The organism is Longimicrobium terrae, assembly GCF_014202995.1.
Taxonomy (GTDB): Bacteria; Gemmatimonadota; Gemmatimonadetes; order Longimicrobiales; family Longimicrobiaceae; genus Longimicrobium; species Longimicrobium terrae.
Map to the genome: position 1 here is coordinate 1 of NZ_JACHIA010000015.1, position 23,811 is coordinate 23,811.

At 71.8% G+C, this 23,811-nt stretch carries 21 protein-coding genes and 1 tRNA gene; 17 read left to right on the top strand and 5 right to left on the bottom strand.

Annotated features, from left to right (window positions below):
- Nucleotides 1-129: 129 nt before the first annotated feature.
- Together HNQ61_RS19730 and HNQ61_RS19735 are read right to left on the bottom strand one after the other, a co-directional pair.
- Nucleotides 130-1,830 carry an ATP-binding protein gene (locus tag HNQ61_RS19730; protein WP_183685758.1) on the bottom strand — a complete coding sequence of 567 codons (1,701 nt, stop codon included), beginning with the start codon at nucleotides 1,828-1,830 and terminating at the stop codon, nucleotides 130-132.
- Nucleotides 1,827-6,746: a PAS domain S-box protein gene (locus tag HNQ61_RS19735; protein WP_170038410.1), complete on the bottom strand. Its 4,920-nt coding sequence runs from the start codon at nucleotides 6,744-6,746 to the stop codon at nucleotides 1,827-1,829. The genes HNQ61_RS19730 and HNQ61_RS19735 overlap by 4 nt, the downstream gene beginning before the upstream one ends.
- A 395-nt stretch (nucleotides 6,747-7,141) precedes the next feature.
- Between HNQ61_RS19735 and HNQ61_RS19740 the strand changes: the two genes are divergently transcribed.
- From HNQ61_RS19740 to HNQ61_RS19760, 5 genes are all read left to right on the top strand, one after another.
- Entirely contained in the window at nucleotides 7,142-7,879 is a 738-nt protein-coding gene (locus tag HNQ61_RS19740) for a hypothetical protein (RefSeq protein WP_170038409.1), read from the top strand.
- Nucleotides 7,857-8,795, top strand: coding sequence for a phosphodiester glycosidase family protein (locus HNQ61_RS29665; protein WP_170038408.1), 939 nt, complete (start codon nucleotides 7,857-7,859; stop codon nucleotides 8,793-8,795). The genes HNQ61_RS19740 and HNQ61_RS29665 overlap by 23 nt, the downstream gene beginning before the upstream one ends.
- A 775-nt stretch (nucleotides 8,796-9,570) precedes the next feature.
- The gene (locus tag HNQ61_RS19750; RefSeq protein WP_170038407.1) at nucleotides 9,571-10,185 is read left to right on the top strand and encodes a pentapeptide repeat-containing protein; all 615 of its coding nucleotides are present in this window, start codon (nucleotides 9,571-9,573) and stop codon (nucleotides 10,183-10,185) included.
- Nucleotides 10,186-10,307: 122 nt separating this feature from the next.
- Nucleotides 10,308-10,754 (top strand): nuclear transport factor 2 family protein, encoded by a 447-nt coding sequence (locus HNQ61_RS19755; protein WP_170038406.1) that lies wholly within the window; start codon nucleotides 10,308-10,310, stop codon nucleotides 10,752-10,754.
- Nucleotides 10,755-10,821: 67 nt separating this feature from the next.
- A tRNA-Lys gene (locus tag HNQ61_RS19760) sits at nucleotides 10,822-10,894 on the top strand.
- A 187-nt stretch (nucleotides 10,895-11,081) separates the two neighbouring features.
- On the opposite strand, the gene HNQ61_RS19765 is transcribed toward HNQ61_RS19760, so the two are convergent.
- Nucleotides 11,082-11,567, bottom strand: a complete 486-nt coding sequence (locus HNQ61_RS19765) for a RidA family protein (protein ID WP_170038405.1) — start codon at nucleotides 11,565-11,567, stop codon at nucleotides 11,082-11,084.
- A 344-nt stretch (nucleotides 11,568-11,911) separates the two neighbouring features.
- Here HNQ61_RS19765 and HNQ61_RS19770 point away from each other — a divergent pair, with 344 nt between their 5' ends.
- The 11 genes from HNQ61_RS19770 to HNQ61_RS19820 are packed head-to-tail and all read left to right on the top strand — an operon-like array spanning nucleotide 11,912 to nucleotide 21,294.
- A complete protein-coding gene (locus HNQ61_RS19770; RefSeq protein ID WP_170038404.1) occupies nucleotides 11,912-13,447 on the top strand; it encodes an ATPase, T2SS/T4P/T4SS family in 1,536 nt (511 codons plus the stop codon).
- The gene (gspG, locus tag HNQ61_RS19775; protein WP_205762012.1) at nucleotides 13,431-13,901 is read left to right on the top strand and encodes a type II secretion system major pseudopilin GspG; all 471 of its coding nucleotides are present in this window, start codon (nucleotides 13,431-13,433) and stop codon (nucleotides 13,899-13,901) included. Before HNQ61_RS19770 ends, gspG begins: the two co-directional genes overlap by 17 nt.
- On the top strand, nucleotides 13,898-15,094 hold the full coding sequence (locus HNQ61_RS19780; RefSeq protein WP_170038403.1) for a type II secretion system F family protein: 1,197 nt from the start codon (nucleotides 13,898-13,900) through the stop codon (nucleotides 15,092-15,094). Before gspG ends, HNQ61_RS19780 begins: the two co-directional genes overlap by 4 nt.
- Nucleotides 15,091-15,441, top strand: a complete 351-nt coding sequence (locus HNQ61_RS19785; protein ID WP_170038401.1) for a pilus assembly FimT family protein — start codon at nucleotides 15,091-15,093, stop codon at nucleotides 15,439-15,441. Before HNQ61_RS19780 ends, HNQ61_RS19785 begins: the two co-directional genes overlap by 4 nt.
- The gene (locus tag HNQ61_RS19790; protein WP_170038399.1) at nucleotides 15,428-15,787 is read left to right on the top strand and encodes a hypothetical protein; all 360 of its coding nucleotides are present in this window, start codon (nucleotides 15,428-15,430) and stop codon (nucleotides 15,785-15,787) included. Before HNQ61_RS19785 ends, HNQ61_RS19790 begins: the two co-directional genes overlap by 14 nt.
- Nucleotides 15,771-16,331 carry a type IV pilus modification PilV family protein gene (locus HNQ61_RS19795; RefSeq protein ID WP_170038397.1) on the top strand — a complete coding sequence of 187 codons (561 nt, stop codon included), beginning with the start codon at nucleotides 15,771-15,773 and terminating at the stop codon, nucleotides 16,329-16,331. Before HNQ61_RS19790 ends, HNQ61_RS19795 begins: the two co-directional genes overlap by 17 nt.
- Complete coding sequence (locus HNQ61_RS19800; RefSeq protein ID WP_170038395.1) at nucleotides 16,331-17,272, top strand: type II secretion system protein GspK; 942 nt, start codon at nucleotides 16,331-16,333, stop codon at nucleotides 17,270-17,272. The genes HNQ61_RS19795 and HNQ61_RS19800 overlap by 1 nt, the downstream gene beginning before the upstream one ends.
- A complete protein-coding gene (locus tag HNQ61_RS19805) occupies nucleotides 17,269-18,507 on the top strand; it encodes a hypothetical protein (protein WP_170038393.1) in 1,239 nt (412 codons plus the stop codon). The genes HNQ61_RS19800 and HNQ61_RS19805 overlap by 4 nt, the downstream gene beginning before the upstream one ends.
- A complete protein-coding gene (gspM, locus tag HNQ61_RS19810; protein WP_240979046.1) occupies nucleotides 18,507-19,175 on the top strand; it encodes a type II secretion system protein GspM in 669 nt (222 codons plus the stop codon). The genes HNQ61_RS19805 and gspM overlap by 1 nt, the downstream gene beginning before the upstream one ends.
- Nucleotides 19,172-19,678, top strand: a complete 507-nt coding sequence (locus HNQ61_RS19815; protein WP_170038389.1) for a hypothetical protein — start codon at nucleotides 19,172-19,174, stop codon at nucleotides 19,676-19,678. Before gspM ends, HNQ61_RS19815 begins: the two co-directional genes overlap by 4 nt.
- Entirely contained in the window at nucleotides 19,666-21,294 is a 1,629-nt protein-coding gene (locus HNQ61_RS19820; protein ID WP_170038387.1) for a type II secretion system protein GspD, read from the top strand. Before HNQ61_RS19815 ends, HNQ61_RS19820 begins: the two co-directional genes overlap by 13 nt.
- A gap of 552 nt (nucleotides 21,295-21,846) precedes the next feature.
- Here HNQ61_RS19820 and HNQ61_RS19825 read toward each other — a convergent pair.
- Nucleotides 21,847-22,380 (bottom strand): VIT1/CCC1 transporter family protein, encoded by a 534-nt coding sequence (locus HNQ61_RS19825; RefSeq protein WP_170038385.1) that lies wholly within the window; start codon nucleotides 22,378-22,380, stop codon nucleotides 21,847-21,849.
- 346 nt (nucleotides 22,381-22,726) lie between these two features.
- On the opposite strand from HNQ61_RS19825, the gene rpsU reads away from it, so the two are divergent.
- Nucleotides 22,727-22,936 (top strand): 30S ribosomal protein S21, encoded by a 210-nt coding sequence (gene rpsU, locus HNQ61_RS29290; RefSeq protein ID WP_170038383.1) that lies wholly within the window; start codon nucleotides 22,727-22,729, stop codon nucleotides 22,934-22,936.
- A gap of 252 nt (nucleotides 22,937-23,188) precedes the next feature.
- On the opposite strand, the gene HNQ61_RS29875 is transcribed toward rpsU, so the two are convergent.
- Nucleotides 23,189-23,647, bottom strand: a complete 459-nt coding sequence (locus tag HNQ61_RS29875; RefSeq protein ID WP_170038381.1) for a cold shock domain-containing protein — start codon at nucleotides 23,645-23,647, stop codon at nucleotides 23,189-23,191.
- Between the last annotated feature and the right edge of the window lie 164 nt (nucleotides 23,648-23,811).

Below are 23,811 nucleotides of genomic sequence, written 5' to 3' on the forward strand. Positions count from 1 at the left end.
TCACAACGCCTGCATCTTGATCAACAGGCAGCTAGGACGACAGCCGCTCGCCTTTGCCGATCTGCTCGGCTGGTGAGAAACTCACACCAAGCGTTTCAGTCGCCCGTGCCGGGGATCCACCCGCGTCCGTCAGCCCGTGATTGTCACCTCGATGCGCGACGGTTCGGGGGAGGCGCGCTCCATCACCAGGTACTGCATGGAATCGGCGGCGGAGGATGGCGTACCGGTGGCGGGAAGGGTGAAGTGTACCGTCGTCCCTACGTCCACCTCCGATTCCACCCACATCCGCCCGCCGTGCGCCGACACCAAGGCGCTGGCGATGGAGAGGCCGAGGCCGGCGCCGCGGCGGTCCGCCGGGTCCGCCTGCCAGAAGGCGCCAAAGAGGTGCGGCAGGTGCTCCGCCGGAATGCCCGGGCCCGTGTCGATGACGGACAGGCGCACCATCCCCGCTGCCGCCTCCGCGCGGACGGTGATGCTGCCGCCGGATGGCGTGAACTTGATCGCGTTCCCCACCAAGTTGGAGAGCACCTGGATGGCGCGAACGGAATCGGCGTGCACGCGCAGATCCTCGTCCGCGCACTGCATTCGCAGCTCCAGGCCGCGGCCGGCGGCCAGGGGGCGCAGCATGGACTCCGCCTGCTCCAGCAGATCGATGGCGAACAGGTCGGCGGTCTGCAGCGGCGCGTCCGTCGCCTCCAGCCGGCCGACATCCAGCAGGTCCTCCACCAGCCGGTGCACCTGCGTGGCCGATGCCTGGATGCCGGCGAGCGTTTCGCGCGCGTAGCTGTCCGCACGCGGCGGCATCAGGTGCAGCGCCATCTCCGCCCCCATCGCGATGCTCGCCAATGGGTTGCGCAGGTCGTGCGCGACGATGGACAGGATGCGCTCGCGCGCGGCGGTCGCCCGGCGCGCGTCCGCGAACAGGCGCGCGTTCTCCAAAGCCAGCGCGGCGCGGCCGGCAAGCTCCTCGGCCAGCGCCTGGTCTTCGCGCAGGTAGCGGCGCTCCGGGCTGAAGCTGATCATCGTCAGCGCGCCGATGACGCGGCCGCCCGCGCGCAGCGGGGTCGACACCAGCGACCGTGGCTCCACGCCCATGAAGGCTATCCCCGTCTCCCCGATCCGCGCGGGAAGGCGGGGCAGGGTGAGGGTGCGCGCGCGGCCCAGCAGCGGTGCCAGCGGGGAGCCGTTTTCCGCCAGCGCACGCAGACGCGCCTCCTCCGCCGGATCCGCGTGGGCGATGGCGCGAACCGACGTCCCATCTCCCTCGCCCAGCTCGATGACGCACAGGTCCGCCATGCGCGGCACCAGGATGCGCGCCAGCTGCTCCAGTGCGGTCGCGCTGTCCAGCGAGGCGCCCAGCGCGCGGCTCGCCTCGGACAGCAGCGTGGCGCGCAGGGCCGCGGTTTCCGCCACCAGGCGTGCGGCGCGCTGGCTCCGGTACAGGCGCCGCGTTTCCAGCAGGTTCTGCACGCGCAGCAGCACCTCGCCCACGTCGAACGGCTTGGTCAGGAAGTCGCGCGCGCCCTCGCCCAGCGCGCGGTCGCGCGCCTCGGAGGTGATGTCCGCGGTCAGCACGAGGACCGGGCGATAGTCGCCCGCGGGCGTCATCTCCCGAAGCTCGCGCAGCACCTCGAAGCCGCTCATCCGCGGCATGTGCAGGTCCAGCAGCACCAAGTCCGGCTCGTGCTCGCGCGCCAGTTCCACCGCGCGCAGCGGGTTCTGCGTGCGCAGCAGCGTTCCCACGCCGGCGCCGCCCAGAATGGCTTCCAGCAGATCCAGGTTGGCCGGCTCGTCATCCACCAGCAGCAGCGTCGGCGTCTGCGCGTTCACAGCCCCTCCCGCGCGGCAAGAAATCGTTCCACGGTTTCCAGAAACTCGTCCACGTCGATGGGCTTGCTGAGGTAGGCGTCCGCCCCGAGCGCGCGCAGCCGTTCGGCCGTGGCGCGGGTGGCGTCGGCGCTGATGACCACGATGGGGATGCCCGCCGTCCGCCCGTCGGAGCGCAGGCGGCGCAGCACTTCCTCCCCCGGGATGTCGGGAAGATGCAGGTCCAGGAGGATCAGGTCCGGCCGGTGCTCGCGCGCCAGCTCCACGCCGATCTGCCCCTGCAGGGCGGGAAGTGTGCGCCATCCCGGGCGGCTGAGCAGGATGGTCTCCACCAGGCTGAGGTTGGCGAGGTTGTCTTCCACGTACAGCAGCGTCGCCGTCCCATGGCCGGCCGGGACGGCACGCGATCCACCCGCCTCGGCGCCATCCAGCGCGTCCAGTGGATCGGAGGCGCCGCCCAGCTCCACGCGGAACACGCTCCCCTCGTCGGACGACCGCTCCAGCGTGAGCGCGCCGCCCATCGCCTCTGTCAGCCGCTGGCTGAGGGCGAGGCCGAGCCCCGTTCCCTCCACGCCGGTGGATTCCGCGCCCAGGCGCGCGAACGGGGTAAAGAGCTGCTCCGCGTTCTCCGCCGGAATGCCGCGCCCCTCGTCCTCCACGCGGATCACGAGGTGCCCGTCCGCGGACGGCTCGCACCACAGGCGCACGCGGCCGCCGGGGCGGTTGTACTTGATGGCGTTGGACAGAAGGTTCAGCAGCACCTGCGCGAGCCGCTGCCGGTCCGCGCGCACAAAGGCGTCCCGCGGCGCGGGGCCGTGTTCCAGCACCACGCCCCACTGGGCCGCCATCGGGCGGACGAGGCCGAGCGCTTCTTCCACCAGCGGCGTGACGCGCACCGGCTCCAGCGACAGGTTGTGCCGGCCGGCCTCGATGCGGGCGATCTCCAGCACCTCGTTGATGAGGTTCAGCAGGTGCCGCCCCGCCTTGAGGATGTGCTGCACCGACTTCTGGTCGTTGGATGGCAGCTCCGCCCGGCCAAGGAGCTGCGCGAAGCCCAGGATGCTGTTCATGGGCGTGCGCAGTTCGTGGCTCATCCGCGAAAGGAACTCGCTCTTGGCCCGGTTGGCCCGCTCCGCCGCTTCCGTCGCGGCGCGCAGCGCTTCTTCTGTCCGCCGGCGTTCGGTGACGTCGCGGGAGATGACGACGATCCCCTCATCCGCCGAATCCGGCAGCAGGGTGCGTCCCACGCTTTCCAGTACGCGCCACGCCCCGTCCGCATGGCGGAAGCGGATCTGCACGGTGTGGCTGGTCCCCGGTTCGCCCGCCATGCGCCGCAGCGACTCGCGCGCGGCCTCCACGTCGTCCGGGTGCATGAATCCGAACGGCGTCACGCCCAGCATGTCCGCCGGGGTGAATCCCAGAAGGCGCAGGACGGACGGGCTCTGGTACAGGTACGTGCCCTCCGCGCTCAGCACGGTAATGAGGTCCGACGCGTTTTCCGTCAGCGCGCGGAAGTGCTCCTCGCTCTTGCGCAGCGCCTCGGCCGCCTCGTGGCGCTCGGTGACGTCGCGCACGTTGGCGACGATGGAGGGAATGCCGGCGCCGCCCGTCTCCAGCACGCGTCCGAACGCTTCCATGTAGCGCCACCGGCCGCGCTTGTCGCGGAAGCGGTACTCCGCGTTTCCCGTCAGTCCCGGCTCGGCGAGGACGCGCGCGAGTTCGCCCGCGACGATGGGCTGATCTTCCGGGTGCATGTACTCGAACGCGCTGCGGTCCGTCAGCTCCGCCGGGCTCCATCCCAGGATGCGTTCGATGGGCGGGCTCAGGTACGTCATCCGCCCGGTGGCGTCCAGGATGAGTACGATGTCCTGCGCGTTCTCGATCAGCGCGCGGAAGTGCTCCTCGTTGCGGCGCAGCGCCTCTTCCGCCCGCGTGCGGTCGGTGACGTCGCGCGCGTTGGCCACCATCCGGTAGTCGCCATCGGGCGTGACGACGATGCGCGCCGTCGTTTCCAGCACCATCCACCCGCCGTCGCGCCGCCGGTGGCGGTAGCGCATGGTCTGCGGCTGCGACGGATCCAGCAGAAGCTCCTGCATCCGCTCGTGCACGGCGTGGACGTCGTCGGGATGGACGAAGTCGGCGGCCGTGGTTCCCTCCAGCTCGTCCGGCGTCCAGCTGAGCACCACCTCCGCCGCGGGGCTGGCGTACAGGACGGCGCCGGTGACCGCGTCGTTGATGGTCGCCACGTCGGACGAGTTCTCGATGAGCGTGCGGAAGTGCTCCTCGCTCTCCTTGAGCGCGCGCTGCACGGCACGGCTTTCGGTGACGTCGCGCGAGTTGGCGACGACGCCCTCCGCCGCCGTGTGCTCCGACATCGTCCGCCCGACGGACTCCAGGTAGTGCAGCGTGCCGTCCTTGGCGCGGTACCGGTACTCTACGGTGACGGCCTGCCCCGGCGTGGCGACGATCCGGGACAGCGCCTCGCGGACGACGGGGAGGTCGTCGGGATGGATGTTGTCGGCGATGCTGCGGCCGACGCGCTCCTCGCTGGTCCAGCCCAGGAGGCGCGTCATGGCGTCGTTCTCGTAGCGGACGCTGCCGTCCGCCTCCAGCAGGGTGATGATGTCGTACGTGTTGGCCACCATCCGCCGGAAGCGCTCTTCGCTTTCCTGCAGCGCGCGCTGGGCGGTCTTGGCGTCGGTAACGTCGCGGATGACGGTGATGAACGTGCCGTCCGGCACGGGAACGACGCGCGCCTCGTAGTCGCCCATCCCCGCGGGCGTGGGCAGCTGGTACTCGAACGAGGCGAGCTGATTGGTGCGCACCGCCCTCTCCAAAGCCGCCATGGTGGCGTCCGCCACGGGAGGAAGCACGTCCTGGATGCGCTTCCACATGAAGACCTCGGGCGGGACGGCGAGCTTGTTGTGGCTCCCCGCGCGGTAGTCGAGGATCGTTCCGTCCGGGCCCAGGCGGAAAAAGAGGTCCGGGAGCGCGCGGAAGATGCCTTCCACCTCGTGCGTCCGCTCCAGCAGCGCCTCCTTGGCCGCCTCGTGCTCGGCTACCTCTTCCTCCAGCGCCTCGTTGGCGGCGGCCAGCTCGCCCGTCCGCTCGGCGACGCGCAGCTCCAACTGCTCGTTGGCGCGGCGAAGCTCCGCCTCGTAGCGCAGGCGGTCGCTGATGTCGCGGCCGTTGGCCAGCAGGCGGTCTACGCCGTTGATGGTGACGCGCCGCAGCTGCATGTCGGCCCAGTTGGCCTTGCCGTCCTTGCGGCGCCCCTTCCACTCGAACCGCTGCGGCTCGCCAGCGACGGCGCGGCGGATGTACTCGCGGGCGTGCTCGATGGTGTACGGCGCCTCGTCCCACGAGATGCCCTCCACTCCGAGCGCCAGCGTTTCCTCCTCCGTGTAGCCGTACAGGTCGCACGCGGCCTGGTTGACCTCCAGGAACGCGCCCGTTTCCAGGTCGTGCACCCACATCGCCTCGGACGAGATCTGGAAGAGGGTGCGGTAGCTGAGCTCCGACTGCCGCATCGCTTCTTCCGCCGCCTTGCGCTCGCGGATGTCGCGGACGAGCGCCAGCAGCCGCTCCTCGCCGCGGATGCTGACGCGCTGCAGGCCCACCTCCACCCACATCTCCTCGCCCGTTTCCGGGTGCGGCGTCATCCACTCAAAGCGCTGCGGCTCTCCCGTGGCCGCCTTCTGCAGATACTCCGCGGCGCGCTCCTCCGTGAACGGCGGCGGGCCGCTGGCGATGACGCCGAGGCCGCTGGCGCGCAGTTCATCCAGCGACACGCCGCCCAGTTCGCAGGCGCGGGCGTTGGCATCCAGCACCGCGCCCGTGGCCAGGTCGTGGACAAAGATCGCGTCGTTGCTGCTTTCAAAGATCGCCCGATAGCTCTCTTCGCTGGTGCGCAGCGCCTGCTCCGCGCGCTTCCGCTCACCGATGTCCCGGACGACGGCCATCACCCGGTCCTGGCCGTTGAGCACGACGCGCTGCAGGCTGACCTCGCCCCACACTTCGCCGCCGGTGTGCCGGTGGATGCTCATCCACTCGAACCGCTGCGCTTCTCCCGCCATGGCGCGCGCAGTCTGCTCCATCGCCAGCTCCGGCGTGAAAGGCGCGGGGCCGTTCCAGAGGATGGCGGCCGGATCGCGCCGCAGCTCGTCGCGGGAGGCGGCAACCAGTTCACAGGCGCGGTCGTTGGCATCCACCATCGCGCCCGTGACGGGATCGGTGATGAAGATGGCGTCGTTGCTGGTCTGAAAGATCGTCCGATAGCTCTCCTCCGACGCGCGCAGCGCCGCCTCGGCCTCCGCCTGCTCGGCGGCGCGGTCGGCCGTTCCGTCCTCTTCCCGGCTTCCCACGCCCGCGGCCGGTTCCGCCCCGTCCTCGCCGCGGGCACCAGGTCGCGCATCCGCATCCATTCCGGCGGATGCGTGGTAGGCGGCGCCCGCGCGGTCCGCGAGCGTGGCGGAAAATGCGCCCTCCGCGTCCGTCCATGGGCGGTCCGCGCCGCGCTCCAGGCGAATGAAGCCGGCCAGCGCGCCGCCGCTCCACACGCCCGCGTCCAGCGCGATTACGTCCGCGCCGCCCTCCGCGGAGAGCCGCGCCAGGTGGTCCGTCGCCCACCGCCGCTCCGCGAGCGACGAGGTGCCCGGCCACGCGCCGCGCGACTCGGCGCCTTTATCCCACGTGGCGGAATCGGTGTGGAATCGTTCGGCGCAGCGGAGCGTCTGGCCGTCGTCCGCGCACAGCCAGAGCGAGGCGGACCGCGCATCGGTCGCCATCGCGGCAACGCGCAGCAGGCAGCGGATTTCCGCGGCGAACGAGGACGCGGGAACGCGGCGGGCGAGCTCCAGGAGCGCGGCGTCGAGCAGCGTCTGGGAGATGACCGGAATGGGACTGCTGGTGGACTGCATGGCCGAGTACGGAGGAGGTCCAGCGGGGCAGGGCGGGGCGGACGCGCGATGGCCGCGTCCGGGAGGGAAAAGTAGGCGCGCGGGGGCGGATGTACAAGTCTTGGTGAGAGATAAGGGAAGTGTGTGAGTGCGTGAGTGCGGGGTGCGAGAACAAGTGCGTGAGTGCTGGGTGCGTGAGTGCGTGAGTGCGACGTCGAAGACGACCGACAACCGATCGCCCTCACGCTTGCGTCGGGCGCTGCCGTTTTCGCACTCACGCACCCCGCACCCAGCACTTACGCACTTTCCCTAGTGCGATCTACCCACGCGGGCCGCGGTCGAGAGTTGCAGCTTTGTCACCGTCCGGCACGGGCCGGGCTTTCCATCCGACGACATCACTCTCGAGGCTTTCGCCCATGCGCTCTCTGCTCCGCACCCTGATCCTTTCCGCCGCCGCCCTGTCGATCGCCGCGCCGGCGGACGCGCAGCTCGGCGGTCTGGCCCGCCGCGCCGCCGCCCGCGCCGCGGGGAACGCCGCCGGCCAGGCGGTCGGCCTGCCGTCGTCCAACGGGGCGCGCGCGCCCGAGTTCAACGACGAAACGCTGGAAATCACGCCGCAGGTGGTGACGCGCTTCATCGCCGCGCTGGATGCGGAAGCCTCGCAGCGGCAGCGGCTTGCGGGTGAGCGCGCCGCCGCCGGCTCCCTGCGCGCCGAGGTGGAGCGCTACGAGCGGTGCACCTCGCGCGCGGACGAGAACCGCCAGCAGTCCGAGGCCGCCGCCGCGTCCGAGAACCTGGGGCTCGCCGTCCGCATCTCGCAGGCGCTGCTGCGCGGCGACACGACCACGTACCGCCGCCTGACGGACTCCATGGTGGTGGCGCAGGGCGCCGCGGCGGACTACACGGCGGCGTGCGGACAGCGCCCCAATGCGGCGTATCAGGCCATCAGCCGGCTGGACAACGCCGGCGACCTGGTGGCCGGCGCCGCGGCGGACGCGGGACAGTTCACCATCCGCCAGTTTGCCGTGCTGCGTGAGCGGATCGCGCCGTGGGTGCTTTCGCACGGGCGGCAGGGCGGGTTCACGGCGGAGGAGCGCCGCGCGCTGGAGGGCGCCACGGGGCTGGCGGGCCGTGAAGAACAGCTTCGCTCGTAGCCTGCGCGCCGCGGCCGCCTCCCTGGCGCTGGCCGCGGCGCTTCCCGCCGGGCTCGCCGCGCAGGCGGGACTCGCCGTCCGCACGGCGGATGGGTGGCGGCCGTTCTGGCGCGCGGAGGCCGCCCCGGCGCGGTGGACGGGCGGGGCGCCCGCCCTCGCCTCCGCCGCGCGCTGGCGGACCATTCGCCCCGGCGTGGAGACGGCGGAGCTCCGCGTGGCGGGAAGTGGTGAGGCGTGGCGGGTGCGCGTGGTGCTGGTGCGCATCGACCCGCGCGTGCACCGGCTGGGACTGCGCGAGGCGCGCGCGCCGGACGGAATGGCGGGCGCGTGGACGGTGGACAGCGCGGGTGCGGGAGTAGCCGTCGCCTTCAACGCCGGCCAGTTCACCGGCGGCACGCCGTGGGGATGGACGGTGGTGGATGGGCGCGAGGTGCGGGCGCCCGGCCGCGGCCCGCTCTCGATGGCGCTGGTGACGGACCGTGCCGGCAGCGTGCGCTTCGTGCCGCCGGACAGCATCGCGGCGGTGCGGCGGGCGGGCGGCGTGGTGAACGCCATCCAGTCGTATCCCGCGCTGCTGGCGGGAGATGGACAGGTGCCGGCGGCGCTCCGCCCTGGCGCACGCGAGATCGACCTGGCGCACCGCGATGGCCGGCTGGCCATCGGCGAACTGCGGGACGGGCGCATTCTGGTGGCGCTCACGCGGTTCGACGGGCTGGGCGGCGCGGCATCCACGGCACCGCTGGGGTTCACGGTGCCGGAGATGGCGGGGCTGATGGGCGGCCTGGGCTGCCGCCGCGCCATGCTGCTGGACGGCGGCATCTCCGGCCAGCTCCTCGTTCGGCCGCTGCGCGGATCGGTGGTGCGGCACACGGCATGGCGGCGCGTTCCGCTCGGCATCGTCGTGGAGCCGCGGTGAGACAGCGTTCATGAGGAAGTGTTGATGTGGCGGTTGATGATGTGGGATTGGGGTGATTCTCTGGGATGTGGGGATTGTGGATGGGGCGAAGAAGGGCGGCTTCGGGGGAAGCCGTCCTTTTTCGTGTCTGGAGGTGACGGGTTGGCGCGGACGGTGTGGCCCCTCACCCCGCGTGCTGCGCACGACGACCCTCTCCCACGAACGGATGTGGGAGAGGGAGCACACCCCAGTGTGGAGTGGAGGATAGATCGGCGAGCGGGGAGGGTTCTCGCCCGGCGGTTGAAACCGCGCCTCGAAGCACACGAAGTCCGCCTTCGCGGACTGCGCCCTTGGGATGCCGGCACTCCCGAACGCAGTTGAAGCCCCGATCGTGGACGCGTCAGCGGCCACGAGTCGGGGCTTACCGCTTTCAGAGCGGCGGATTCATTCGCTCAAGGGAGTCGGAGCAGGAGCGATCCTATGCGTTCGGCACCGAATCCGCCGCCGCCAACAACCCTCCCCCAGTCTTTTTTGGGGGAGGGTGGGCCGGTGGTGCCGGCCCGGGTGGGGGCCGCCCTGAACCTCGCCCGCCGTGAGACGATTCCTTCACTTCCGGTCTGTTCCTCCACCGACACATTGGCCGCTTCGTGCGCCTTCCTTTGCTCCTTTTCCTCCCGCCCGGGTACATTTCCCGCGCACCCGCACCGGGTACTCGCCGTTTCCCGAACCGTTTCTCCATTCATGCGCAACGCTGACGTGAACCGATCTTCCGGCGCCCCGATCCGCGGAATCCATCATGGCTGACCGCAAGCAGGCCCCCGCGCCGGAAACCACCACCCGCGTGACGGCGGACTGGAGCGGGCTCGACATCTCCGGCCAGACGCACGAAAAGGTGATGTTCGTGGACCTGGACATGACCGAGGTGGAGAACAGCGGCGCCGTGTTCTCGGACTGCACCTTTCGCAACGTCAAGTTCAACGTCTCCGCGCACGACGGGGCCGCGTTCGTCAACTGCACCTTTGCCGGGTGCAAGTTCTACGATGCCCGCTTCAGCGACTGCAAGTTCGTGGGAAGCCGCTTCAACCGCTGCAACTTCGACGCGATGAAGGTCATCGGCGGCAACTGGTCGCTCGTAGGGATGGCGGGCGCCGATCTGCGCGCCGCGTCGTTCCAGGGCGTCCGCATGCGCGAGGCGGACCTCACCAACGCACGCTGCCAGGGATCGTCACTGCGCGACGTGGACTTGTCGGGCGCGTGGCTCCACGGCGCGGACTTCGTGGAGTGCGATCTGCGCGGCAGCGATCTGAGCGCGTTCACCCCGGACCGCGAGCAGCTGCGCGGCGCCATCATCACCATCGACCAGACGATCACCCTCGCCCAGGCGCTGGGGCTGGACGTGCGCGCGGACTGAATCGCCCGCGCGGTGGCGGATGGCGTCTGGTTCGCTTGACCCATGCGCCCTGGTCGTCCTCGCCCGATCTTTTCCGGAAAGATCCTGTTGATTATCCCCGCGCCATGCACACCGGAGACGCCATGCTCGCGACCGATTCCATCTCGCTTGCCGGCGTCGCCCGCCCGCCCGCGACCAGCGCCGCTGACAGCGACGCCGCGATCGGGCTGATCCGCGCGCTGTACGACGCATTCGGGCGGGGCGACATTCTGGACGTGTTCAGCACCCTTACGCAGGACGTCGTCATCGAGCAGACGACCGAGCTTCCGTGGGGCGGCACGTGGCGGGGAATGGATGACGCGCGCGAGTTCTTTCTGCGGCTCATGCAGCGCGTGGATTCGCGCGTGGAGGTGCAGGAGGTGTTCGCGGCGGGGAGTCGCGTGATTGTCATCGGGCGGACGCGCGGGATGGCGAGGCGCACCGGGACGGCGTTCGACGTGCGCGTGGTGCACGTGTTTGAGCTTCGCGGCGGCAAGGTGAGCCGGTTTGAGACGTACGTGGATACGCCCGCCATGCAGGCCGTGCTCTGACCGTAATCCGCAACCGCGTGATGGCGGTTGATGGGAACGGCGCGCTTCGCTATCTTCTCCGCAGTGCGGGTCGGTAGCTCAGCCGGTAGAGCACTCGGCTTTTAACCGAATGGTCGTGGGTTCGAGCCCCACCCGACCCACTGTCCCCGGGCCGCGCCCACGCGCGGCCCGGGGATTTTTTCGTCCGGGACCAGCGGTTTCGGCTTCAGGCGCGGTTCGGGGATGGCCAAGCCGTGGCGGGCGCGATCATCGAGCAGGCCCGCGGGATCGCTCGGGACGGATCTGTTTCAGCGGGAGAGAACCGCCCGGTAGGCGGATCAGGTCGAATCAGTCCACCAGTTCCAGTTCAGCTTCGATCTCCACGGGGACGCGAAAGGGGAGCTGCGCCATGCCGACCGCACTGCGTGCGTGGTTGCCGCGCTCCGGGCCGAACACGTCGCGGATCAGCTCCGAAAAGCCGTTCACGACTGTCGGGATGTCCTCGAAACCCGGCGCCACGTTCACCATCCCGAACACCCGCAGCCACACGAGCCGGTCCAGGTCGCCCACCGCGCGCTTCAGGCTGCTGATGGTCGCCAGCGCCACGAGACGCGCCGCGCCGACCGCCTGATCGACGGAAACCTCGGCGCCCACCTTGCCCAGCGGCTCGGCGAGCGAGCCATCCGGCATCTGCGGCAGATGGCCGGAAACGAACACGCGGCTCCCCTGCACGCGCACCCACGAGAACGGATACGGCCGGCCGGACGGCGCGGTGAACGGCTCCGGCAGAACCAGGCCCAGCGCCTCCAGCCTGGCTTCGGTCTGCGACTTCATCGATGACGTTCCTGTTGATCGGTGGATGCGGGAAGCCGCGGCGCGGGCCCATCGGTGCGATGCGCTCCCGGCGCGCAAAAGGCGCAAGTTCGTGGCCATATTCCATTCGCCCGGCCCCGGATCCGCGACCCCGCCGCTCGACGCCGCGACGGCCTGCAATGCGGAAAGACGGGCGCGCCGCTTCGGTCAATCCGCACCCCGGAACGGGGCCGCTGGATGCGTGCGCGCGGATCGCGACAGAACGCGCCGGCGGTGGCCAGAGCGCGCGAAACGGCCGGTGGTGTATCCTTTGAACGCCTTTCCGCGGGCCGCTTGTCGGGTTCCGCCGCCCCCGTTACGTTCCTGTGCGACCATCACTTCCGCCGCTTCGCGCCACCCGGCGGCCATGGTCAATTCCGCGCGTTTCCCCGCCTTGGATGTCCGCAGACGTTTCGCTCGCCGAAGGGATCTCCCGCGATTTTCTGCTGCACCACCGGCTCTGCCCCCGCGAGGTTTCGCCGGAGGGCGTGCTGGTGGTCGCCGCCGCCGACAACGCGCTGACCGACGCCGCCGACGACCTGGCCTGGGCGTACGGCCGCGAGGTGCGGCTGGAGCGCGCGTCGGCCGCGGAGGTGGAGCAGATGATCGAGCGGCTGGCCACCCGCTCGGACCGGCTCATCGAGCTGGCGCAGGTGAATCCCGACGGCGACGACCTGGCCGCCGACGTGCGCGACCTGGCCAACCAGCCGCCCGTCATCCGCTACGTCAACCTGCTCGTTCGTGACGCATACGACGCGGGCGCCAGCGACATCCACCTGGAAGCGGAGCGCAGCGGCCTTACCGCGCGCTTTCGCCTGGACGGCGTGCTGGCGCCCGCGCCCGAGGCGCCGGCGGAACTGCACCACGCCATCGTCAGCCGCATCAAGCTGCTGGCGGAGCTGGACATCAGCGAGCGCCGCCGCCCGCAGGACGGCCGCATTCGCGTGCGCCTGGAAAGCCGCGAACTGGACCTGCGCGTATCCACCGTCCCCACCATGTTCGGCGAAAGCGTGGTCCTGCGCCTGCTGGACCGCGGCGGGCGCCCGGTGGCGCTGGGCGAACTGGGGATGCCCGCCAATGTCCGCATCGGGATGGAAGCGCTCGCCCGCAAGCCGCACGGGATGATCCTGGTGACCGGGCCCACCGGCTCGGGCAAGACCACCACGCTGTACGCCGCGCTGGGCCTGCGCGACACGCGGGGGGAAAAGGTCATCACCGTGGAAGATCCGGTGGAATACCAGCTTCCCGGCGTGGCGCAGGTCCCCGTGCACCGGCAGGCCGGAGTGACGTTCGGCGCGGCGCTGCGATCCATTCTGCGCCAGGACCCGGACGTCATCATGGTGGGCGAGATGCGCGATCCGGAAACGGCGGAGATCGCCGTACAGGCCGCGATGACCGGCCACCTGGTGTTCTCGACCCTGCACACCAACGACGCGGTGAGCGCGCTGGCCCGGCTGCTGGACCTGGGGATTCCCGACTACCTGGTCGCCGCCACGCTGGACGGCATCCTGGCCCAGCGCCTCGTCCGCCGCGTGTGCGACCGGTGCCTGGAAACGTACGATCCGCCGCGCGACGCCGTCCGCCGCCTGGCGGGGGACGATGACACCCTTCCCGCTGCCTTCGTGCGCGGAACCGGGTGCCCGGCGTGCCGCGGAACCGGGTACCGCGGCCGGACCGGCGTCTACGAGCTTCTGGTGATGGATGACGTGCTGCGCGAGGGCGTGATCCGCCGCGCGCCGCGGGCGGAAATGCGCGAGGCGGCGCGCCGCGCGGGAATGACGCCCATGCGCGCGGACGGATGGGCGCGGGTAAAGGACGGAATCACCACGGTGGAGGAGGTGCTTCGTGTGGTACAGGAGTAAGCGGCCGCGGGGCGGGCGCGACGGCTTTACGCTGATCGAGATGCTCGTGGTCATCGCCATCATCGCCGTGCTGGCGGCGGTGGTGGGGCCGGAGATCTTCAAGAGCCTGGGCGACGCCAACACCAGCGCCACGCGGCAGCAGATCGAAATGCTGGGCGCCGCGCTGGACGGCTATCGCCTGGACAACCACGCCTATCCCACGACGGAGCAGGGGCTCGCCGCGCTGCGGACGGAACCGGTGGCCGGCCAGCGCCCCCCCCGGTGGCGCGGCCCGTACCTGAAGCGCGCCGTGCCGCTGGATGCGTGGGACAAGCCGTACGTCTACGTCTCCCCCGGCGTACACGATCCGCAGGGGTACGACCTGTCCTCGCTGGGCCGCGACGGCCGCGAGGGCGGGGAAGGGGAGGACGCCGACGTCACTTCGTGGAGCGCGGAAGAGGGCGCCGGCAAGTGAGTTCGGGGAGCGCCACCTTCGCCTACCGCGCGGCGCACCGCAGCGGGCGGATGGAAGCGGGCACCCTGCGCGCTGACAGCGCCGACGCCGCGCGCGACCTGCTGGCCGCGCGCGGGCTCTTTCCGGTGGAAGTGCGGATGGAGCGCGGCGCCTCTCCGGCCGGCGCGCGCATCTCCGTTCCCGACCTGGCGCTCGGGCTGCGCGTCCTTTCCACCCTGCTGGAAAGCGGCCTGCCGCTGGCCCGCGCGCTGGCGGCAATGGACGATCTCGTCCCCGCCGCGTGGAAGCCCGCGCTCCCCCCGCTGCGCGACGCGGTCAAGCAGGGGAGCACGCTGGCCGCGGCGATGTCGGCCGCGCCCGTCGCCTTTCCACCGCTCGTCCTGGGCCTGGTTCAGGCGGGGGAGGCGGGAACCGGACTGGCGGCGGCGGTGGAGCGCGCGGCGGAACTGATGGAGCACTCGGCGGAAACGCGGCGTGCCGTCCGCGGGGCGCTGGCGTACCCGCTCCTGCTCGCCGGCGCGGGATCGGCCTCCGTCGTCCTCCTGGTCGGCTTTGTCCTGCCGCGCTTCGCCACCATCCTGCAGACGCTGGGGCAGGAGATGCCCCGCTCGGCGCGCCTCGTCCTGGGCATCGCGCAGGCGGCGCGGGCGGGCGCCATCCCGGGCGTCTTCACCCTGCTGGCGCTGATCCTCCTGTGGCGGATGTGGACGTCCACGCCCGCGGGGCTGGGCCGCTGGCACGCCTTTCTGCTGGGCGTGCCGATGATCGGCGGGGTGCGGCGGGCGGGCGCGGTGGGCCGGTTCTGCGCGGCGCTCGCGGCGCTGCTGGAAAGCGGCGTTCCGCTGGCCCCCGCACTCATGCACGCCGCCCGCGCCACGGGGGACGAGGCGCTGGCGTCCCGCATTCTGGCGGCTCGCGAGCAGGTGGTGGCCGGGCACTCGATCGCGGCGGCGCTGGACCGGGCGGACGCCTCCACCCCGACCGCGGTGCGCCTGATCCGCACGGGGGAGGAAAGCGGGCGGCTGGCCTCCATGCTGTCCCACGCGTCGCGCATCGAGAGCGCCCGCGCGGAAGAGCGGGTACGCGGCGCGGTCCGCGTGCTGGAGCCGCTGATGATCCTGGCGTTCGGCGGAGTGGTCGCCCTGGTAGCGGCCGCGCTGCTGCAGGCCGTCTACAGCGTGCGCCCCACGTGACGGCGGTGATGATCGGGCGGCGCGGAACGACGCCGATCGAGATGACCATCGGGCGGCGCGGGACGACGCTGATCGAACTGCTCGTCGTCCTCGTCATCCTGGGGATCATGGCGGGCGTGGTCGGTCTGGCCGCGGGGTCGCTGGGAGGTGAGGCGGAGGAACCCGGCCCCGGCGCGCAGATCGCCGCGGCGCGTTCCCAGGCACTGCGCACACGGCGGCCGGTGGCGCTTTCGGTGATGATGAACGATACCGCGCGGTTCCTTCTCGCCCTGCCGGACGGCAGCGTGCGCGCGGACTCCGCGCTGGGGCTGGACCCGCTGACGGGGAGACCGCGTGCGGCTCGATAGGCGCGGCGCCGTGCTGCTGGAAGCGATCGTCGCCATGGCCATCCTCGCCGTGGCGGGAACCGCGGCGGTCACGGCCGTGGCGCAGGCCGCGGACGCCGTGCGCCGCGCGGAGCAGGCCGACACCGAGGCGCGCCGCGCATCCGCCTTCTTTCACGCCGCCGCGCTGTGGTCGCGCGGGGACCTGGACCGGCGCCTGGGAGACCGGCCGCAGGGTCCGTGGCGGCTGGAGGTCCAGCGCCCCGCCCAGGAAGTGTACGACCTCACCCTTCGCGACAGCACCGGTGCCCGCGTGCTCCTCCGCACCTCCCTTTTCCGTCCCGACAGCGTCCGTGGCTTTGGTTCCTGATCCGCAACTCCGCAGGCAGACGGGCTTTACGCTGGTGGAGGTGATGGTGGCCATCGTGGTCACCACCATCGTCCTGGCCGGCGCGCGCGCGCTGCTGGGGCAGATCGCGGACGGCGGCGACCGCATTGCCGCCGCCGCGCGCGACGCGGACCGCGAGGGGAACGCGGACGTGCTGCTGCGCACCCTCGCCGGGCGGCTGCAGGTATCCGGCGTGCCGGGCGCGGAGGTGCGCTTTGCCGGAGAGCCGCGCGTGGCGCACTTCCGCACCTGGTGCGAGGTGCCCGACGGATGGCTGGAATCGTGTGAGGCGTCGCTCGGCATCATCACCGCGGACAGTGGCAGCGCGCTCGCGCTCACCCTTTCCACGGGCGAACTGATTCCGCTGCGCCGCGGCTTCCGGGCGGGCGAGATTCTGTACCTCCGCGACGCGGCCTCCGGCGGCGCGTGGGTGCGCGAATGGGGATCCAGCATCACCGCGCCGCTGGCGCTGGGCATCGTCATCGACGGCGACACCAGCATCATCCGCATCGGGGAGCGCGGGTGATGGGGATGATCGGCCGTCCGTCCCGTGGCGGATTCGCACTGGTCGCGGTGCTGTGGATCGTGGTCGGCATGTCGGCGCTGGCGCTCGCCGGCGGACTGGCCGCGCGCGAGGCGGTGGCGTCGTCGCGCAACCGCGCGGACGGGGCGGACGCGGCGTGGCGGGCGGAAGGATGCCTGGAACGGGCGCGCGCCGCCGTCGCCGAGGCGCTGCGCGCGCCCGGCTCCGAGCTTCCCGGGCTGACGGTGTGGGCGCGGATGGACCGCATCATCGCCGAATCCAACCTGCTGGCGGGAACGGGGTGCGACGTCCGTCTGCGCGCGGCCGGCGCGGCGCTGGACGTCAACATGGTGCCGGAGGACGGGCTGCGGCGCTTTCTGCGCGCGGCGGGAGCGAGGGAGAGCGCGGTGGACTCGCTGGCCGACGCGCTCGCGGACTGGCGGGACGAGGACGCCACGCCCCGCCCGCTGGGCGCCGAGGCGGCGTGGTACGCGGCCAACGGGCTGCGCGCGCCCCGCAACGGCCCGCTGGCGGACGGCCGCGAGGTGCTGTACGTGCGTGGCTGGAACCGGTTGCCGGGAATCGACAGTCTGCTGACCGTGGACCCCGGCCGCGTGCCGCTGAACCACGCCCCCGCGGCGGTGCTGGCCGCGCTCCCCGGCTTTTCCATGGAGGCGGCCGCGCGGCTGGGGGAGATGCGGATGCGCGGCGACGCGGTGCGCGACCTGGCCGCCTTTCCCGGCAGCCTTTCTCCCGGCGCGCGCGACGAGATCCTGCGCCGCTACCCGGAGTTCGTGGCCGCCGCCACGGTGGAGCCCGACGCGTGGATCGTCCAGGCGCGGGTGGGGGTGGGAACGCCGCCCGCGGTGTCGGTGGTGGAGGTTCTGCTGGTGCGCGCGGCCGCGCGGGCCGCCGTGGTGCGGCGAAGGACGTGGACGGAATGAGCGTGACGCTGGGGATTGCCGTGGGTGCGGACCGCATCCGCGCGGTGGCGCTGAATGGCGGCCGCATCGTGGCGGCGAACGAAACGACGATGGCGGAGGGCGGGGTGCAGGCCGCCGTGGCGGAGCTGCTGGCGGGCGCGCCGCTCCCCCGCTTTCCGCGCCCGCGCGTCGTCGTCGCGCTGGGCCCGTCGCGCTCGCAGACGCGGCGCATCGGCGGGCTGCCGCCGCTGGACGATGCACGCATGCTGGCGGAAATCGTCCGTGAAGGCGTCTCGCGCTTCTTTCTGCGCAACGGCGTGCCGCTGGCCACCACGGGGGTGCGGATGGTGGAGCCCGGCGTGGTGTGGGCCGCCGCGCTGGACGAGCGGGTGCTGCGCGAGGTGGATGCCGCCTGCCGCGCCGCCGGGCTGCGCGTGGACCGCTACGTCCCGTCGCTCGCCGTGCTGGGCCACGCGCTGACGGACGGCGAGGTCGTCTGGGCGGATGGGGGGTGGACGGTGGAGGCGCGGTACGCGGTGACGGAACTGGCCTCCGTGCGGCGGCTTCCGGAAGGCACCGCCATCGTCCCGCCCCCCGTGGTCCCCGCGCTCGCGCGGCTGGGGGAGGATGCGTGGCAGTACGCGGATGCGTACGGCGCCGCCGCGCTCCCCGCGTGGGAGCCGCTGGCGCTGCGTCCGGCCGGTGGCGGGCCGGGTACGGTGCCGCGCTGGCGGGTGGCCGTGGCCGCTGCGGCCGCGCTGGCCGCGCTGACGTTTACCGCCTTGGCCCCCGCTCTCCGCGCCATGCGCGCGGAAGACGAGGCCGCCGCGCGCATCGCCAAGGTGCAGTCGCGCCACCGCGCCGCGGCGGAAACCGAACGGGAACTGGTGCGCGTCACCGCCGGGCTGCGCGAAGCCGCCGCGTTCGGCGCGGGCTCGTACTCGCCGCTGCTCCTGCTGTCCGACCTGACCGCCGCGCTTCCGGCGGGGAGTGCGCTCATCACCCTGCGCGTGGATACGGCGGGCGGCTCGCTGGTCGCCCTGTCGCCGCGCGCGGAGGCGGTGGTGCAGCCGCTGGAGAAGGTGCCGGGTCTGGTGTCGCCGGAGATCGTGGGACCCGTCACGCGCGAGTCGCTGCTGGGGCGGGAACTGGAGCGCGTCACCATCCGCTTCGCGATCGAGCCGGGCCGGCGCGGTCCGTCGCCGGTGGCGGCAAGCGCGCCGGCTGAGGCGGACAGCGCGGGAGGTGCACCGTGATGGGCGGACTGTCGCCGCGCGACCGGCGGGTGCTGGTGGGCGGCGCGGGCGCGATGCTCCTGATCCTGGTGCTGGGGCGGGGGATTCCCGCCTGGCGCCGCTGGGACGCGGACGCCCGCGCCTCCGCCGGCGAGCTGATCGCGGAGGCGCAGGCGGCCGAGGCGCGCTCCGCGGGCTTGCCCGCCGCGCTGGATTCGCTGCAGGCGCGGCGCGCGCGCTTCGTGGACGTGGGCGCGTCCGTGCTCCCGGGCGCTTCGCCCGCGGCGGCGGGCGCCTCGCTGGCCGGGCTGGTGAGCGGCGCCGCATCGCGCGCGGGAACCGTGCTCGGCGCCGTCAGCGTGGTTCCCGACACCACGGGTGGCGGCATCTTCATCCGCGTGACTGTGCGCGGCGACGCAACGGGCGACCTGCCCTCCATCACCCGCATGCTCGCGATGCTCGAAGGCGACCCGCACCGTCTGATTCTGCGCGAACTCGCCATCACCCAGCCCAACCCGGGCGGCCCGCCGGAGATGCCGGAGTCGCTGCGGGCGGAGTTTTCCGTCCAGGGGCTGGCGCTGCGCCCGGGGGCGGAGGGTCCGCCCGCGGGCGGCCCTGGTCCCGCGGTGGCGGATTCGGCGGGGGCGGGGACAGACTCGCTGGACCTTTCCGCCCCGGCCGCGCCATGAGCCGGGGCCGGTGGGAAGCCGTCCTCTGGGTGCTCGCGCTGATCTTTCTGGTGACGGGATGGAGCCGGTGGCGCGGCGCCGTGCCGGAGGTGCCCGCGTCCGCTGCCGCCGCGGAGCAGGCCGCGCCGGAGGCCGTCCGCACCCCGCGCGGAAGGCTGTCCGTGGCGGCGCGCGTGGTGGCCGCGGGCGATCCGTTCCGCCTGGATCGCGTCCCGGCGCCGCTCGGTCCGGTCCCCGCGATGCCGATGGGGATGATGCCCGGAATGCCGCCGGCCTACGTTCCACCCAAGCCTCCGCCGCCGCCGCTGCTGGTGTCGGGAATCGTGGGGCCGCCCTGGGGAGCGGTGCTGGAAGGCGTCCCCGGCCAGCAGGGCGGGGTGCTCGTGCACGCCGGCACCCGGCTGGGCGACCTGCGCGTCCGCTCCGTCACCCGCGAACGCGTCATCATCGTCGGTCCTGATACAACCTGGAATCTCTCCGTCCGAAAGCCATGGCAGCCCTGACCTCGCCCGCCTTCCGCGCCGCACTCCTGGGCGCGCTCTGCCTGGCTTCCCCCCTCGCCGCCCAGTCCGTTTCGCGCGGCGCGCAAGGTGTGGAGGTGAACCTGGTGCAGGTGGAGGTTTCCGCCGTCATCTCGTCGCTGGCGCCCTACCTGGACCGGCCGCTGTTCCACGCCCCGCTCGGCAACCAGCGCATCACCTTCACCAGCCCGCGCCCCATCCCCCCTGGGGAGATTCCCGCGCTGCTCAAGAACCTGCTGGCGGAGCAGGGCTATCTGATGGAGGAGGTGGATGGCGCGTACCGCATCCGCCCGCGCGAGCAGCCGCAAGCCGCGCCGCAGGTGCCGCCCCCCGGGATGCCGCAGCCGCCGTTCGGCGGACCGTCGCTGGCGTCATCCGGAGGGGTGGAGCTGTTCGTCATCCGCCTCCGCCATGCGCGCGCGGCGGACGTGGCGGCGACCGTGAACGCGCTCTACGGCCGCGGCGGCGCGCTCGGCGAATCGGGCCTGGCCCGCGGCACGCTGGGCGACCAGCTTCGCGACAACCGCATTACTCCGTTCGGGCAGCAGGCGCCGCAGGTGGCTGCGGCCGGCGGCTCGGGAGAGATCTCCGGCGCTCTCACCATCGTTCCCGATCCGCGCACCAACAGCCTGCTGGTGCGGGCGGGGCGGGCGGACTTTGAGCTGATCCGGGCGGCGGTGGAGCAGGTGGATGTGCGTCCGCTGCAGGTGCTGATTGAAACGACGGTGGCGTACGTGAGCCGCTCGTTCCGGATGGACCTGGGGCTGCAGGCCACGACGGATACCATCGGCTTGCGCGGGAGCGGCGGCAGCGTGGTGGGGCGGAGCACGGGCGGGGCGGACAACGCGGCCCTGGTTCTGCGCGCGCTCAACCTGGGCGGCATCAACCTGGACCTGCTGCTGACGGCGGGGGAGCGGCGGCAGAACGTGCTCATCGTCGACCGGCCGCTGCTGCTGGCGGCCAACAATGAGGAGGCGGAGATCACCGTGGGCGAGCAGCGCCCCTTCGTGCAGCTGGAGCGCACGACGGATGGCGGGGCGCAGGACCAGGTGATCCAGTACAAGGACGTGGGCACCACCCTGCGCGTGCTCCCCACCATCAGCGCGGACGGATTCGTTCAACTGCAGGTGCTGCAGGAGGTCAACAGCGCCACGGGCGCGGCGGGGCTGCAGGGCGCGCCGGTGATCAGCACGCGGTCGGTGAGCACGCGGCTGCTGGTGCGCGATGGGCGGACGGCGGTGCTGGGCGGGCTTTCCGGACTGCTGCGCGACCGTAGCAGCTCGGGCGTTCCGTACCTTTCCCGTCTGCCGCTGATCGGGGCGGCCTTCGGCAGCAAGGGGCGTGAGCACAACGACTTCGAGCTGTTCATCTTCATCACGCCGCACGTGATCGACAGCGATGAATCGCTGGAAGACGCCACGGAGGACATCCGCCGCAACGGCGGCCCGGCCGGCCGCGAGGTGGACCGCCGCCGGCCGCTGCTCACGCCGGAGACGGAAGGCGCCGTCACCCCGGCCTCCGCGCAGCCGGTTCAGCCCGGCGCGACCCAGCCAGCCGTCGTTCCGCAGGCCCCGCTCCCCGTCCCGCCCGCGCAGTGATGGACAGATGGATGCCCAAGACGTCGGGATGAGAATCCGGTGCACGGCCATGGGTCACCCGGCCGCGGGCTGGGAGCCCTCACCCCGCGTGCTGCGCACGACGACCCTCTCCCACGAACAGATGTGGGAGAGGGAGCACACCCCACATCGGGGCGGAGGAAAGATCGAGGTGCGCGGCGGATCTCCGTCCGGCGGTTGAAACCGCGCCTCGAAGGACACGAAGTCCGCCTGCCCGGACCACTGCGGCGGGTTCGTCGCGGTCCTATGATGCAGTTGAAGCCCCGAACGACGCCTGTGGGCGTCGTGTCGGGGCTTCCCGCTGTTCGAGCGGCGGATTCATTCGCTCAACAGATTCCGCGCACGTGCCGGTCTCTGCTCCGCGCACCGGACCATCCGCCCCGACCAACCCTCCCCCAGTCTTTTTTGGGGGAGGGTGGGCCGGTGGTGCCGGCCCGGGTGGGGGCCGCCGTGAACTTCGTCCCGCCGCACCTAGCTCATCCCCCACATGCACGTGAGGTCCTGTCCGAATCACGGCCGAGCCACCGTCCCCCGTCACTCCCCTCCGCCCAGCCTCCCCAGCAGCAGCCCGATCACGAACACGATCCCGCCGCCGCCAATCACCTGCAGAATCGTCTTTCCCAGCGGGCTCTGCATGTAGCGGTAGCGGATCCACGCGATGGCCACCAGTTCCAGCACCACGATCACGTACGCCAGCAGCAGCGCCGTCCGCAGATCGGTGAGCAGAAAGGGCAGGGTGTGCCCCATCCCGCCGATGATGGTGCCCAGCGCCGTGATCGCGCCGCGCGTCCACGGGTTGCCGCGCCCGCTGATCTTGCCGTCGTCGGAGAGCGCCTCCGCCAGCCCCATGCTGATCCCCGCACCTACGGAAGCCGCCAAGCCCACGTAGAACGCGTCGTGCGTGCTCCCGGTGAGCTCCGCGGCGGCAAAGAGCGGGGCCAGGGTGGATACGGACCCATCCATCAGCCCGAGCAGAAAGGGCTGCACCACCTGAAGCACGCGGGCCTGGTCCGCCGTGTGCCCCAGCGGCGTCCGCGCCTCGTCCGCGCCCTGCGTCTGCTCCGGCATTCCATCTCCTCTGGCGTGCGTGGGTTGGGCCCGGGCTCCCGGATGCGGACAACTCCGCATCGTGCCGGCACTCGACGCCCAACTTATCGCCCGCCGCTCCGTTTCGCCTCACGCGCGCGTCCCTGCGCGATCATGGTGGGAAGTGGATGGATGAGGATGGAGAAGCGGCGACGCGGGGGTGATTCCGCGGCTTTCCGGCGGGATCTGGCGCCCGGAGCGGACCGCCGGGTTGACTCTGGCGCAAAAACGGCTAGTTTTGTATTCAGGCGCGGAACGCGCACGAGAGTTTCGCAGACCTGGGCACCTCTGCTCGGGTCGTGATTGTGTTCCTCAGAAGGGAGTAGACGTGGTCGAGATCCAGCTTGCGGAAACTGATCGCCTGGATTGGGCGCTCAAGCAGTTCCGGCGTCGGATGATTCGCTCCGGCCTGTTCAAGGACATGCGCCGCAAGCGCTTCTACGAGAAGCCGAGTGTCGCGCGCAAGATGAAGGAAAAGGCCGCCGAGCGCCGCCGCCACAAGGACCGCAAGCGCGCCGCCCGCCGGTACGACTTCTGATCCGCGACATCCCGACGCAGAAGGGGCCCCGAACCACTGGTTCGGGGCCCCTTCTCGTTCGAGCTTCCTGCCGATCCACCGATCCACCGATCCACCGATCCACCGATCCACCGATCCACCGATCCACCGATCCACCGATCCACCGATCCACCGATCCACCGATCCGCCGATCCCGAACTCAGGGACGGAAAAAGGGCCCGAGCCGGCTGGCTCGGGCCCTTCATGCTGTGGCTGCGTTAGTCAGCCGGGGAACTACCAGCGATCCCCGCCGCCGCCGTAGCCGCCACGGTCGCGGTCACCGCCCCCACGTCCGCCACCGCCACCACCGTAGCCACCACCGCCGCTGCGGCCACCACCACCGCCGCCGCCGCCGTAGCCGCCACCACCACCACCGCTGCGGCCACCACCGCCGCCGCCGTAGCCCCCGCCGCCGCCGCTGCTGCCGCCACGGCCACCGCCGTAACCACCGCCGCCGCCGCTGCTGTCGCCGCCGGCCGGCGCGTCGAGGCGCACCACATTCTCGGCCGCGGGACCCTTGGTGCCCTGGACCACGTCGAACTCCACGCGCTCGCCATCATTCAGGGTCTTGAACCCGCCGCCCTGAATCGCGCTGTGGTGGACGAACACGTCCTTCTCGCCGTTGTCCCGGGTGATGAAGCCGAAGCCCTTCTCCGGATTGAACCACTTGACGGTTCCCGCTTCCCTGGCCATTTCCAATCCACTTGCTGTGATGTGATGAGGCGCAGCGCCGACGAACGGGCGCAAGCTAAGCCGTTTTGGTCCCCGCGCCAAGATTCTCGTCGCTGCAGGAGCCGGAAGCGGCCGCACGACCCGCGATGCACGAACAGCGCCAGAACTCGCGGACTTCCGTTGCA